Origin of the sequence: Algoriphagus yeomjeoni, assembly GCF_049821175.1 — a bacterium.
Lineage (GTDB): Bacteria > Bacteroidota > Bacteroidia > Cytophagales > Cyclobacteriaceae > Algoriphagus > Algoriphagus yeomjeoni_A.
Window position 1 is genome coordinate 2,654,551 of sequence record NZ_CP187512.1, and the last position, 13,204, is coordinate 2,667,754.

Below are 13,204 nucleotides of genomic sequence, written 5' to 3' on the forward strand. Positions count from 1 at the left end.
TTCAATTATGCATACAAATTTAAGAGATTTGAGCTAGGCAGAAAGGCTATTTCCCGTAATTTTTCTCGCCAACTGGAATTGGAATCTCCAGCAAATTTTCTTTGGGAGGAAGAGGACATCCAAAATCTGGATTATAAGCACAATAAGGGTTGTATGCCAGATTAAAATCAATAGTGATGCTGTTTTTCCCATCTTGGCGAGCATTGATATATCTACCTCCTCCATAAGTCTCCGCTGCACTGGTTTCATCTGCGAAGGCCAAAAAGAAGTTACGCTTATCCGGCTCATTTATCGCCTGCAGAAGCAAGAGCTTTTCTTGCTTCCCATTGAGCTCAAATTCAGCCCAGGAATGCTCAATGTATTTTTCTTTTGTGCCATCGGTGAGAGGAACTTCTCTTACTTTCCTGTCTTCTATGTTCACCATTCTCGCCTTTACCTTATAGCTTGGGTCAATGGGATAGAAATTCAATTCCTTAAATGAGGCCTTTTGCTCATCTGTCAAAGGTGACTCAAAGTTATAGCGGATGAATTTGAACTGTCTTTCGCGCTCAGCTTCGATTCTTTCAATGTAATCTTCTGGGCTTTCTGTGCCTGTTAAAGTATAAACAACAGCAGCCAAAACCACCACAGAAATAATGAGAAGTATAATCGTATTGTTTTTCATTAGCTTATTTACTATTCAAAGGAACATGGCTCAACGTAAATCAGAGTGTTCCGTCATCGGCGAAGCTAAAGTAGCCACTATCTGTAAAAATCACATGATCAAGTACGGTCAAATCCAATTCTCGACCGATATTAACCAAACGACGGGTGAGTCGCTTGTCTTGATCAGAGGGACTGATATTGCCACTGGGGTGATTATGTACCAAAATAATAGACTGCGCAAGATGTTCCAGAGCAATCTTGAAAACAACCTTGGGATCGACTACTGTCCCAGCAGTTCCGCCTTGGGAAATGAGCTGCTTTTTCATCACCTGATTACTTCGGGTGAGCAAGATTAGGTAAAAGTACTCCACTGGCGCATCAAGTAATTCCGGACGCATCAAATCATAAATATCCTGAGAACAGGTGATCTTGGGCTTTAGCACTGGTTCTGAATCTTTCCTTCTCCTCCCCAATTCCATAGCTGCAATAATCGATATGGCTTTAGCTTCGCCTATACCCTTAAACTTCTTCAAATCCTGAATCGACAGTCTTGCAAGTGCGCGAAGATCATAATTCACATCAGCTAAAATATGCTTCGAAAGATCCACAGCACTGACAGAGGGCGTACCTGAGCCAATCAGGATAGCAATAAGTTCTGCATCGGTTAAGGCTGATCTGCCTTTAAGTAGGAGTTTTTCCCGAGGTCGATCTTCTTCGGCAAGCTGGGAAATTTTGATAGAGGAGTAAGTATCCATAGCAATCCATTAAAAAGTGAGCTATGAATTTAGATACTTCAAGGCATAAAAAAAACCCTGGCCAGCAGGGTTTTAGAGAATTAAAATCTTATAGAATTAACCTAGTGCAGAAACGAACCTAGCCAATCTTGATTTTTTGTTACTTGCGTTGTTCTTGTGAATCACATTCTTCTTAGCCAACTTGTCCAACATAGAAGAAACTTTTTTGTAAAGCTCAGAAGCTTCTACTTTGTCAGTAGTTGCTTTCAATCTTTTGATAAAAGTTCTAGTTGTTTTAGCCTGATATCTGTTTCTCAAACGCTTAGCTTCGTTAGCACGAATTCTCTTCAGAGCTGATTTGTGATTTGCCATATCTTAATTATAATTGAATTTCTTTACGTGTCCCTATTCCGAATCGGAGTGCAAAGTTATTGTAATTTATTAAATCTGCCAAAGGAATTTTAAACATTCCCTTTGAAAGCAGTCAATTATAAACTCAATAAATTGGCAAAACCCTCGTTTACGGTGCAAATATACCGATTATCTATTCATATATCTGACAAAGATTTTGATTATTTTTAGGTATGAGAATTTTTCTAAGCTTGATATTTACCGCTTTTTTAATTTTTGGGACAGCTTTCACTTGGGGATTTTATGCACATTCTCTGATAAATAGGCTTGCAGTCTTTTCTCTACCTGAGGAAATGATCGGTTTTTACAAACCTCAGATCCAGTACATTACTGAGAATGCCGTAAATCCTGATCGCAGAAGATATGCTGTTGAGGGTGAAGCTGAAAAGCATTACATAGATTTGGATTATTACGGAGATTCAGCTTTGCAAATACTTCCAAAATATTGGAATGCAGCAGTAGAAAAATTTTCGGAAGATAGCCTGAGAGCTAATGGAATCGGACCTTGGTCTGCCTATTTCACTTTTCTAAATCTCACAAAAGCCTTCGAAACCAAAAACTCAGCAGCCATCTTAAGACTATCTGCAGACTTGGGCCATTACATAGGAGATTTAAATGTCCCACTTCACACGACCGTGAATTACAATGGACAGATAACCGATCAAGTCGGGATTCATGGTTTCTGGGAAAGCCGGGTACCAGAACTACAAGCCAAAGATTATCCACTTTGGGTTGGTCAGGCGGAGTATGTAGAAAAACCACAATTAGCGCTTTGGGACGCTGTCGCCTCTGCACATGCGCAAGTTGACAGTGTCTTGGCTATAGAAAGGGAACTGACGAAAAGCTTCTCTCCCGATCAAAAGTTTAGCTACGAAGAGCGAAACAATTTAACCGTCCGCGTTTATTCAAGAGAATTCACTGAAGCTTATGCACTTGCATTAGATAGTCAGATCGAGCGACAAATGAAAAAGTCCATCAAAATGATTGCTGATTTTTGGTTTACCGCCTGGGTTAATGCTGGGCAACCGGATTTGACTACTTTTTCAATGGAAGCAATTGAGGAAGAGGATATTGTTCCTGATGCAAGGATAAAAGTGAGAGATCATTGAAAATGTGAAAGTACCCTCCGAGGGCTTTAGACCCTCGGAGGGTTACCAATAATTATTCAGTTAAATAACTTTTACTATGCCAAGACCTACAACACCATTTGAACGAGGTGGATATTACCATGTATGGACTCATGCAAATGGAATAGAAAACATTTTTAGAGAGGACGAAAATTACTGTTTTTTCCTATCGAAGTATTCTTTCTATTTGTCCCCTGCAGTAAAGACTTTCGCTTATTGCCTCATGCCAAATCATTTCCACTTTTTAATTCAGGTAAATGAAGATCCAGCACTATCCACAAGCAAAGCATTTTCAAATCTTCTGAATTCATATTGTCAAGCTTACAATAAGAAATACCATAGAAAAGGGAGTTTATTCATGTCTAATTTGAAAAGGAAAAAGATAAATAATGACTCTTATTTCACAAGGTGCATCACCTATATCCATCAAAACCCTGCTCATCATGGATTTGTAAAAGACTTTACAAAGTGGAAACATAGCTCTTGGAAGGCTTTCTTCTCTGAGAAGCAAACTCTTCTAGAAAGAGAAAAAGTCTTAGAATGGTTTGGAGGAAAAGGGGCGATGATTTCTGCTCACAAAACATCAATTGAATTAAATTTTGATACGTCAGAAGAATAAATGGAAATTCTAGCCGCGAAACTCTCCGAGGGTTTTAGAACCCTCGGAGAGTTCATTTCACTACTTCAAATAACTCTCAATCGCTTTCCCCAGTCTCCTAAACGTATTTTTAAACACCTCTTCGTTTTCCTCCAAAAGCGTAACTCGGAAACCTCTTAAATCTGAGCAAAAAGATGATATAGGCACCACACAAATCTGCTCAGCCGCCAAAAGATTATAAACGAATCGCTTATCCATTGGCATATTTTTCTCTTCCAACCATGAGGCCAGCAAACTTTGTAATCTCTTGTCTTCAATTGGCAGAAACTGATCTTCCTTCAATACTCCTTCATCAAATACGATTGTATTGTAAAAGGCTCCTTGAGTTGGATTAAACTTGATCCCTGGGATATCTCCTAAGATCTCACGCATCCAATCGCTCCTCTTACCTATCTGTGCATTTGCCTCTTCTCTATACTTGAAGTAAGCCGGATGCTTCATAATTTTTGGAATGGCTAACTGAGGCAAAATGGTAGAGCAAACTTCTATCATCTTTGCATTTTCCAGTGTCTGGCAAAGTTTTGAGAATTCTTTGGAAGACTCACGATTATAAAACTCCATCCAGCCACAGCGTGATCCAGGCCAAGGGAATTCTTTGGAGATCCCTTTCAAGGATATTGCAGGTCGATCTCCGATAACTTCAGCGAGAGGAACAGCTGTGATTCCGTTGTAGGTAATATTTTGGTAAATCTCATCGGTGATCAAGAGCAGGTTAAACTCCTCTGCAATTTTCACAAAAGCCTCCAAAACCTCCCTTGGATACACCATTCCCGTTGGATTATCCGGATTGATAATCAAGATTCCGACAATGGAAGGATTATATCGAACCTTCAAGTACAGGTCTTCCATATCTGGAAGCCATTGGTTGTCTGGATCAAGTTTGTATGTAATTGGAGCAGCATTGGCATGAGCGGCCTCGGCAGAACTATGTGTGCTATACGCTGGCGAAGGGCCAATAATTCGTGCCGTCGGGATCAAAAACTGATACAGCTTTGCGATAGCATCCCCCAGCCCATTAAAGAACAAAATATCTTCTGCTGTGATCTGAGTTCCACCTCTTTCGTTATTCAGATCCGCAAGAAACTTACGCGTTTCCAACATCCCTTTGGAATCCGCATAACCATAAGTCTTGTCGTCTTTCATCAGGTCAGCGATGATTTCCTTCATCCAATCAGGCACATGATTGCTCTTTTGGATGGGATCACCGATATTTTCCCAAGTCATAGCATACCCCAAAGCTTCGACTTGACGGGCTTTTTTTACGATTCCACGGATCTCATACGTCAATTCTTCCGCTCCGGGTCTGAGGAGTAGCTGTCTCATAGGTTTGTTAGGCTGAATGCAAAATAATTCGGGCGTAAAGAAACGAAAAAGGGGAATGAAAATTGCCTAAATGGATAAAAGTTGAAATAGTTGATATCAAAAAAGAAATCCAACTGTCAGGATTTGTAAAACAGATCTAATGATGAAGATTGCAAATCTTCTGATCAGGCTTCGAGATTACAAATCCTGAAGAGCGAGAAAGCTCCACTTCTTTGATGGACAAAGTCTTTAGCCTATTTCAACCATCTAGGCATTTTTTTGCGTACAAGATTTATTCTATTTTGCTTTACCCTGTCAAGTCATCCTATTTCCTTATTTAAAAACCTTTATCTATTGGTTCGCATTGCAATCCTCCTAGTCATCGTATTCCTTATCGACTGGTATTCTTATCAGGCTTTCAAAACGGTATTTCCAGAGCAAAGCTGGATTAAAATAGGGTTCTGGATTTTTTCTATTTCACTGTACCTTTTTGTCGCCTATGGTTTTCTGACCTTCAGCAGAAGTAATCTGAGCCCCAACTTTGGAAGACTTATCTCCCTGCTGGTGTTATCGTTGATTCCTAAGCTCATTGTCCTAGGCTTTATGTTTGGGGAAGACATCTTACGCTTTTTAACCGGGATATTTTATTCGGTCGCTGGCCATCAGGAAGGGGATTTTCTAGCAGATAGAAGAAAATTTGTAAGCCAAACTGCATTGATAATTTCCGCCATTCCTTTTTTAGGAATATTGCATGGCGTATTAATAGGAAAATACCGTTATCGGGTAGTGAATCATACGCTGGAATTCGATGACTTGCCGGAAGAATTTAACGGATTTACTATCACCCAGATTTCAGATATACATTCCGGAAGTTTTGACAATAAAAAGAAACTGGAATATGGCATTGAGCTGATCAACCAGCAAGAATCGGATGTTATCCTTTTTACTGGCGACTTGGTCAATAACCAAGCGGAGGAAATGGAACCTTGGATCGACACATTCAAAAAGCTGAAAGCTCCCATGGGCAAGTATTCCATCTTAGGAAATCATGACTATGGGGATTATGTGTCTTGGCCGAGCAAGGCAGCCAAAGAAGCCAATATGCAGCGTCTGTACGAAATCCAAAAAGAATTGGGTTTCACACTTTTGCGCAATGAAAATATCAATCTTAAAAAAGGAGATGCAAGTGTAGATCTAATCGGTGTGGAGAACTGGGGAAAGGGATTTGGACAATACGGAGACCTAAAGAAAGCTGCAGCAAACCTGAGCGATAAAAGTTTTAAAATACTCATGAGCCACGATCCTTCTCACTTTGACGAGCAGGTGAAAAATTTCTCCCAATTTATCCATTTGACCTTAAGCGGTCATACCCATGGGATGCAGTTTGGGATCGAGATCCCTGGATGGATCAAATGGAGTCCGGCTTCCCTTCGCTATCCGAAGTGGGCTGGATTGTATGAGGAACTTGGCCGCTACTTGCATGTCAACCGTGGATTTGGATTTTTAGCCTTTCCGGGAAGAGTTGGGATTTGGCCGGAGATTACGGTGATTAAGTTAAAGAGGAAGTAAATTATTTGAAAAACTATTACTTTAAGGATTGAGCCCTTAGGAGGGGGGCAGGAAAAATGCTTGCAATTTTATCTGAGAATTATAAAGCTCCAACACAAGTCTATTTACACCCTACTCCACTTCCCTCAACTCATAGATATAATAGCACTGATAGTCTTTTTCATACTCATGGATTTCTGCCTGGTCTCCGTATTGTAAATATCGATTTTTGCCCACATTTAACTTCAGCGAACCCGGCAAATCCCATAAAATCGGACTACCTATTTGTCGCCCTTCTTTAATAAAATAATAATAGCGTTTTTTAGAAGCATCCATCATTTTCCGTTGATCAGCTGTCTGATTTTCAAATACCAAATTAGGGTCGGCACCAGTTCGGTAACCAACTAAAACCTCATCGCCATTTCCCATCATTTCATTAAAAGCAGCACCTAACATCACATTCTCAGCTCTATACTCTTTTACCGAGGTAAATGATGCTTCTTCCATTGGAATGTCTTTGATCAAGTCGGGTTGGATTCGAGTAAAGTTGATTTTGTTGACAACTTTGAAATTTTGATTTGGGTCCAATTGATACAAAGTCGAATCTCCGTACAAAATGGTGGAAATATAGCTGGACTGCTCATCCGAAAAATAAACCGGCTTATCCATAAATGGAAAAAATCTACCGGAACGGAATTTTCCATTTTCTTCCATCTTTCCTCCTTTTGAAACAGTACCTGTGCGAACTTCCAACAGATGAACCATATTTAGTGTATCATAATAATCCTCTGGATAAGGTTGCAAATAGCCATCATTTAGATTTGCTATCGCACTTAAATTGCCATTTGAGGATTTAAAGGTGCTAAGATTGTCCAAGGAAAAATGAACCAACTTCACTCTAGGGTTTTGTTCAAAAGGAAACTTCCTCAGTTGCTTCAGGTTTAGATCGTAGACAAAAGCCACTCCATCTGAGACAAACATAATTTCATCTCCCACAAATCCTGCTCTCAAGAGCACCATCCCAAATGCATCTGGGCCTTCGGATAGTTTATTTTCAGCCAGAATTTCGCCCTTTTTATCTATGACCATATAGTGACCTTCCATGCTGGCTTGCTTTACGATCAGGTACTGTTCTTTTTCCTTATGATAATCTAAAATATGTACTGTCTCCAAAATATCTAACACCAAAGAATCTACTTTCACAAATTCAAATTCTAGGCTTTTATTGGTTTCAGTAGTCTTTTGATTACAGGAAAATATCAAACAAATAAGACCAACTAAAAGGTGGTGAAATTTCATATACTTGTATTTTTAGCTAATCTATTAAATTTTCGTATCAGCACAAGCCTGCTTATCAAAATTGAACTAATGGAAGCGTTTTTTTTAGTAAAACTATTTCAGATTGTGTACTTGAGTCTATTTAAACATATTGCTACCAACTTCATTTTTCCGCTTTTACAATTTGCTCCTATAGATTTCAATAGGTCCCTCCTAAACTTATATCTACCCTTTTTTTTTAATACTATATCTTCAAAGCATTTCCAATTTGTTCTCCTATTGGCCAAACTGACAACTCTAAAAGCAAATCATTTGAGCTTTATCTGGAAATCCACGGTTTCCAAATAGATTTTATCCGAGAAATAAATGACGTGGGAGAATAGGAGATTAACACCTACACCAAGGAAATTTCTTGCCGCTTTATAAACAGTGTGAAACCGACTTTTAGACAATCCATAAGACAGCAAATCAAAAAAAGTTAACCTCTTTTCTATGTCAGTTGTGCTTGAAGTCTATTTTCCAGGTATGAAAATGATGCTGTTGGTTCTCATTTAATTTGAATACCCAGGCTTCACTTGACATGTCAAAAAAGTCACACCATTTTTAAATGACAAAATATTCTTTGGCGTTAAGAGATTTTCACATATATTTAATCATATTTCATATGCATCAATATGTATTTGAATTATTAATTGTTGGAATGATCGCCCTTGCTCATTTAATCAATTTATAACCAAATATCATTTTAAACGATGAAACACATGTACAAGAAAAGACTAATAGGACTAGTATTCCTTTTAGTCTTACCATTTTTTGCCTTTAGCCAAACAAGGGGAAGCACCTCGTCAGTCCAACAAAATCTCCGTTTTGAAGAACAGTTTAATGGGGTAAATTTAGACCCAAACCCCAATGTCGGCAGCGGATCAAGGGTAGAGTTTACACATCGCTTTCAGAACGGGACCAATCCAAATATTGGAGGAACTATTGCCCGAAATATTCTGGCTGATCAAGGGATAGATATTCCAGGTTGGCTGGTCGACTTGACTTCTGGTGCCAGTTTCTTTTGCTCTTCTATCCAGCCCACTTTCCAAGCAAACGCTTCTGTGGATGCGGGAGGGTATTACCAAATTCATAGCATTGGAACTTCGGATATAGGGATTGATTACCCCGTTTTAGTTCATGTAGAATACCCTGAAGCCAATACGTTTGCCTGCGGGGAAACTGTCAGAATTAACACATCATATGAGATCCTTGAGCCTAATCTCCAAAAACTTCAAGTAAGTCCTCCGTTTTTCAATCAAGAACTTGGCCCCTTGATAGATAATCTTTCTTTGAGTGCGGCAATCGGGATAAACGCAGAGGTAGGGTTTGGGGTCACTGTTTACTACCCATGTGCATCAGGAATTTGCTCTAGCGAAATCTGTTCAGATAAATTATATTTTAATGAAAGTGCTGATTTAAAATTAAGTCAATCTCTTCCATCACTGCCCTCGCTGGTAAATATTTGTGACCGAGCTTTTGGTCCAAACGCAACCCAAGCAGAGATACTAGCTTGCAAATGGTCGTCAGGACTTCCCCTATTCAATCTTGGAGAGCAAGCTCTCAATGCATACAATAACCAGGAAGGAACCAGTTATTCTTTAGCTACTTTCCCAGATCAAAACACCGTTTTAGTAACTCCTCCAGATCTTCCTCCTAATGGCCCCACTCTACCAGAGTTTGAGGCAACTTTTAAAAATTCCAGTAGCACAGAATTAAACTATGTGGCTCTAAACGGTGGTAGAACTTTAAAAGTCTCCGGAAATAAGTCCTCCATTACCAACATGAATTACGACTTGGTATCCCTACTTGACTATGCTGGGTACACGACTTCTTATAGCTTAGGCAACAACTTAGGAAGTATAGACGCAGGCGATATCTCTCCAACTTTGAACATTGATCAAAACATGAATTTCGAATTTGACCCTAAAGTCAATTTGACGATCAGTCTTGGTCAAGTGATGAATTACACGGTATTTAAAGAAGATGGAACGGTCTCGTATTCTTCTGCTGGCAATACGGTAAACTTATTGGCCGGTCAGTACATTGAAGCTCAATTTCCTCAGGCAGTTAGCACCCCTATTGCAGTGGGTGGGCAGTCCTATATCGACGGCGAATTTAAAAGCAATTCAAGCCAAAGCATTTTTGAAAGTACCCAATTAAGATTTGCGGAAATCAAGTTCCCTGGTGTTATAGACCTCACTTTAATCGACGAAGAGACTCCTCGTGAAAAAGTCGGTGAAAAAAAGATAATTGACCATGCCTTCAATCTCGAAGGAACCACCAGATTAGACCTTCCAAACTTTCTTTTAGACCCCGAAAACCCCATCATCGAGGTGACTGATGTCATCACAAAAGACATCCTGAATATAGGTGCCGGACAACGGCAGGTGGTGTATGAAATCGGGTTGAGAAATGGCGGAGATGTACTATTGAGCGATGTACAATCTACTTTTGACTTAGCCCAATCCTTTTCAAACGCTAATAATTTTACAGTAAACTGTATTAGTAGTGAAGGACTTATAGTCAACCCTGAATTTGACGGAAAAGGAGATAAAAATCTTCTGGCTGCTGAGAACCAAATAGGAATTGGCGAATCCTTTACCATTGAAGTTTTGGTAATTGTCACGCCTGAAATCTCCGCAATCTCAGAATCAGGTTGCTTCGAAACTGTAGAATACGATGTTTTTGCTAAAGCAACAGGAGTTAGTCCTATTGGAACCTTCGTAGAAAACAACTTCAACCAGTGTACTCAGGAAATCACTGGCCTCGATATTATTAACACAGTTGATTTAGGCGCTGCAGTTATAGATGAGTTAGCAGACTTTACGATCTATGGATTTGAAGAGCTATACTTTAGCAAAAACTTTGAAACATCTCAGGGTTCAATTGGCACCTCAGGAAATCTAATCTTTGAAAATGTCTCTTTGCAAGGAGCTCCACCAGTAACCATAGTAGGAGATATGTATGCCGGCAATGAATTGATTTTAAGAGGAGAGTCCAAAGTTATATTTGATTATCTACAACTGAGAAAGGATGTAAAAAGCCAGAAAAAATCTAGCTTATTGCCAACAGGGGCGATTAGCAATGACTCGGAATGTGTAGTTACTTTTGACCGACCTGAGCTCAATTTTCCACCTATCTCTTCCAAGGAGCGAATCCAACTGAAAAAAGGAGAATCACTTGATCTCGAGCCTGGTATTTATAATGCCGTAGATATGCTGGAAAACACCACCTTAAATTTAGTAAGTGGGGTTTACACCCTTGATAGCTGGAAAATCTCTGGTAAAAATGCACATGTCAACTTCGATGTAACTAATGGCCCAATTTTAATACAGGTCAATAAATGGCTACCACACGCAGATCAGCAATACTTAGCAGGAACGGATGGTGCACAAGCCTTGGTAACTATTCATTACTCTGGCAATCAACCTATTCGATTCAAAAACACCTTCTTCCAAGGTAATATACTGGCTCCTTTTGCCTCTGTAGACTTTGCTGAGAACGCTGTACTGGAAGGAACTCTGTACGCAAACAAGGTGCAATTTACAGATGGGTCCACTTTCAAAGGACCAAAATATTTAGTGCCACTGAATGCCAGTCCTGAGTGTCAGCCTAGTAATGAAGGTGCTAGAACACTCGAAGAAGAAAAGAAAGAAAAAATCCAGGAATTGGACAAGAAAACTGAGCAGATCCGGGTGTATCCAAACCCAACGTCAAACCTGTTGACCATTGATGGAATCCAACCTGAAATACTACCTGCACAAGTTTACATCTATGACACTAACTTCAGGCTAGTGAAATCACTGGTGGTCACAAGCACTGATATACAATTTGCTATACAGGACTTGAGTAATGGTCTATACTTCATTCGTGTAGGAAACTTTGGCAGCCTGCATCGAGTAATTAAAAACTAATACCTGATTAAACCTAAAACAACAAAGCCGGAAAATCCGGCTTTGTTTTTATATCCCTTTTCATGAGGAGAAAAGAATGCTTCTAATTGGAGATAAAAGCAATTCATTTTAATTATTCTAAAAGTCTAAAAACTGAAACAAACCTATTCCATAGCAACTTCTAGTTTCAATCAAGATCAATCTCCTCTTTGAAACGATAGATAAACAGCACGGGATTGTCATCTCGCTTAATATCCTTTTCCCTTAAAAAATCAAGGTATGAATTAGCCATGCCTTGAGAATTCTTCAGCACCTCATCCACAACAGCCGCAGGTATGATTCTCACATAAAACTCTGGCTTGGAAGATTCCTCACCAGCAAATGCATTGCCTGAAGGAAAACCTGTAAGATCATCATCAATTTCATTTACATAAATGCTTCTTCCGGTTTCCTTATTATAGATAGCCGTACGAACAGCAATGCCTTCAATCACAGGCAAAAACAATAAATCACCTCCCTCAAAAAGAGCATTCCCGAAATAAAACAGATTATCCCGTGATGCTATATTGTAAAAAGACCTATCCGTCCCGTTGTCGATATCACTATAATCCAACTCCCTACCTGAGAATCTGACATGATATGCTTTCTGTAACGTATCTCCGCCATACTCCAAAAAATAAGGAGACACCACATCTGAAAAATAAAAACCATTTCCGGAGGATTTGGGATATATAAAACTATACTTCGTTGATCTATAATGATATGCTTTATCCCTAGAAAGAAATTTTTCAGGAATTAGTATCTCTTTGAAATCCTGAAATCCTACATCAGAAACCAACAGTGACTCATTCTTACCATATGCATTCGCCCGTAGGAAATAAAATTTCCTGTCAAAGAACTTAAAGTCAAACAAACTAGTAATTGAATCAAGAAAAACATCTTTGGTCTTATCTGTATTTTGGTCGACGAAAAGCAACTTATGAGTCCCTGCGCTGTAAATCACTACCTCTTTCTCATCAATCAACTGTGCATCACTAGGCCACTTAAATTCACCGGGACCCTCTCCTCCATTAGCCAGAAACTTGATAAACTCACCCTGCCAATTGTACAAGTAAGCTTTCAGCATTTTCTTTTTATCCAAAACCAGAAGTTGCTCTTCATCAAAGTCCACCTCACTCACAACTCCGACTAATTCTCTATTATCTAAAGGAACAATAAAACAGGTATCAAAAAGCTGTGACATTTTCAAAGACTTGGGATCTCCTATGTCAATTTGGACATCTTGGATTTGGACATCATTGTTTTCTGAATCATTAGTATCGCAAGCGAAAAAAAACAGAAGAAAACCGAATGGCACTAAAAATAAAAATCGTCTCATCGAACTAAACTTATAAAAAAATAAAAACCTCTTCCAATCTTAGCTGTCAAGACTGAAAGAGGTTTTATAATATTTAACAAAACCTCCGAAGTCTTTCCTGCTCCGGAGGTTGCATTTTAGACTGCGTCACTGCCTCGCCCTCCTGCCGCCGGACAGGCAGTGACGCAGGATATGTAAACTGAAAACTG

10 protein-coding genes are annotated in these 13,204 nt (G+C 39.3%); 4 read left to right on the forward strand and 6 right to left on the reverse strand.

What is annotated here, in order from left to right; all coding sequences use genetic code 11:
- Positions 1 to 46: 46 nt before the first annotated feature.
- From ACPUEN_RS10465 to rpsT, 3 genes are all read right to left on the reverse strand, one after another.
- On the reverse strand, positions 47 to 664 hold the full coding sequence (locus ACPUEN_RS10465) for a DUF1684 domain-containing protein (protein WP_425635832.1): 618 nt from the start codon (positions 662 to 664) through the stop codon (positions 47 to 49).
- Between the two features lie 40 nt (positions 665 to 704).
- On the reverse strand, positions 705 to 1,400 hold the full coding sequence (radC, locus tag ACPUEN_RS10470) for a RadC family protein (protein WP_425635833.1): 696 nt from the start codon (positions 1,398 to 1,400) through the stop codon (positions 705 to 707).
- Between the two features lie 96 nt (positions 1,401 to 1,496).
- Positions 1,497 to 1,751 carry a 30S ribosomal protein S20 gene (gene rpsT, locus ACPUEN_RS10475; RefSeq protein WP_111610852.1) on the reverse strand — a complete coding sequence of 85 codons (255 nt, stop codon included), beginning with the start codon at positions 1,749 to 1,751 and terminating at the stop codon, positions 1,497 to 1,499.
- A 212-nt stretch (positions 1,752 to 1,963) separates the two neighbouring features.
- On the opposite strand from rpsT, the gene ACPUEN_RS10480 reads away from it, so the two are divergent.
- Positions 1,964 to 2,899, forward strand: coding sequence for a zinc dependent phospholipase C family protein (locus ACPUEN_RS10480; RefSeq protein WP_425635834.1), 936 nt, complete (start codon positions 1,964 to 1,966; stop codon positions 2,897 to 2,899).
- 76 nt (positions 2,900 to 2,975) lie between these two features.
- Positions 2,976 to 3,536 carry a transposase gene (locus ACPUEN_RS10485; RefSeq protein WP_425635835.1) on the forward strand — a complete coding sequence of 187 codons (561 nt, stop codon included), beginning with the start codon at positions 2,976 to 2,978 and terminating at the stop codon, positions 3,534 to 3,536.
- Between the two features lie 60 nt (positions 3,537 to 3,596).
- Here the strand turns inward: ACPUEN_RS10485 and ACPUEN_RS10490 are convergent, their stop codons facing one another.
- Positions 3,597 to 4,898 carry a pyridoxal phosphate-dependent aminotransferase gene (locus ACPUEN_RS10490; protein WP_425635836.1) on the reverse strand — a complete coding sequence of 434 codons (1,302 nt, stop codon included), beginning with the start codon at positions 4,896 to 4,898 and terminating at the stop codon, positions 3,597 to 3,599.
- Positions 4,899 to 5,231: 333 nt separating this feature from the next.
- Here ACPUEN_RS10490 and ACPUEN_RS10495 point away from each other — a divergent pair, with 333 nt between their 5' ends.
- A complete protein-coding gene (locus ACPUEN_RS10495; RefSeq protein WP_425635837.1) occupies positions 5,232 to 6,446 on the forward strand; it encodes a metallophosphoesterase in 1,215 nt (404 codons plus the stop codon).
- Positions 6,447 to 6,557: 111 nt separating this feature from the next.
- On the opposite strand, the gene ACPUEN_RS10500 is transcribed toward ACPUEN_RS10495, so the two are convergent.
- Complete coding sequence (locus tag ACPUEN_RS10500) at positions 6,558 to 7,724, reverse strand: hypothetical protein (RefSeq protein ID WP_425635839.1); 1,167 nt, start codon at positions 7,722 to 7,724, stop codon at positions 6,558 to 6,560.
- A gap of 740 nt (positions 7,725 to 8,464) precedes the next feature.
- Here ACPUEN_RS10500 and ACPUEN_RS10505 point away from each other — a divergent pair.
- Positions 8,465 to 11,659, forward strand: a complete 3,195-nt coding sequence (locus ACPUEN_RS10505) for a T9SS type A sorting domain-containing protein (RefSeq protein WP_425635840.1) — start codon at positions 8,465 to 8,467, stop codon at positions 11,657 to 11,659.
- Positions 11,660 to 11,825: 166 nt separating this feature from the next.
- Here ACPUEN_RS10505 and ACPUEN_RS10510 read toward each other — a convergent pair whose 3' ends face one another.
- Positions 11,826 to 13,016, reverse strand: coding sequence for a 6-bladed beta-propeller (locus ACPUEN_RS10510; protein ID WP_425635841.1), 1,191 nt, complete (start codon positions 13,014 to 13,016; stop codon positions 11,826 to 11,828).
- Positions 13,017 to 13,204: the final 188 nt, after the last annotated feature.

Bases quoted from the DNA above. Each gene is read 5' to 3' on its own strand.
- ACPUEN_RS10465 (WP_425635832.1), bottom strand. From the start codon at position 664: ATGAAAAACAATACGATTATACTTCTCATTATTTCTGTGGTGGTTTTG.
- radC (WP_425635833.1), bottom strand. From the start codon at position 1,400: ATGGATACTTACTCCTCTATCAAAATTTCCCAGCTTGCCGAAGAAGAT.
- rpsT (WP_111610852.1), bottom strand. From the start codon at position 1,751: ATGGCAAATCACAAATCAGCTCTGAAGAGAATTCGTGCTAACGAAGCT.
- ACPUEN_RS10480 (WP_425635834.1), top strand. From the start codon at position 1,964: ATGAGAATTTTTCTAAGCTTGATATTTACCGCTTTTTTAATTTTTGGG.
- ACPUEN_RS10485 (WP_425635835.1), top strand. From the start codon at position 2,976: ATGCCAAGACCTACAACACCATTTGAACGAGGTGGATATTACCATGTA.
- ACPUEN_RS10490 (WP_425635836.1), bottom strand. From the start codon at position 4,898: ATGAGACAGCTACTCCTCAGACCCGGAGCGGAAGAATTGACGTATGAG.
- ACPUEN_RS10500 (WP_425635839.1), bottom strand. From the start codon at position 7,724: ATGAAATTTCACCACCTTTTAGTTGGTCTTATTTGTTTGATATTTTCC.
- ACPUEN_RS10505 (WP_425635840.1), top strand. From the start codon at position 8,465: ATGTACAAGAAAAGACTAATAGGACTAGTATTCCTTTTAGTCTTACCA.
- ACPUEN_RS10510 (WP_425635841.1), bottom strand. From the start codon at position 13,016: ATGAGACGATTTTTATTTTTAGTGCCATTCGGTTTTCTTCTGTTTTTT.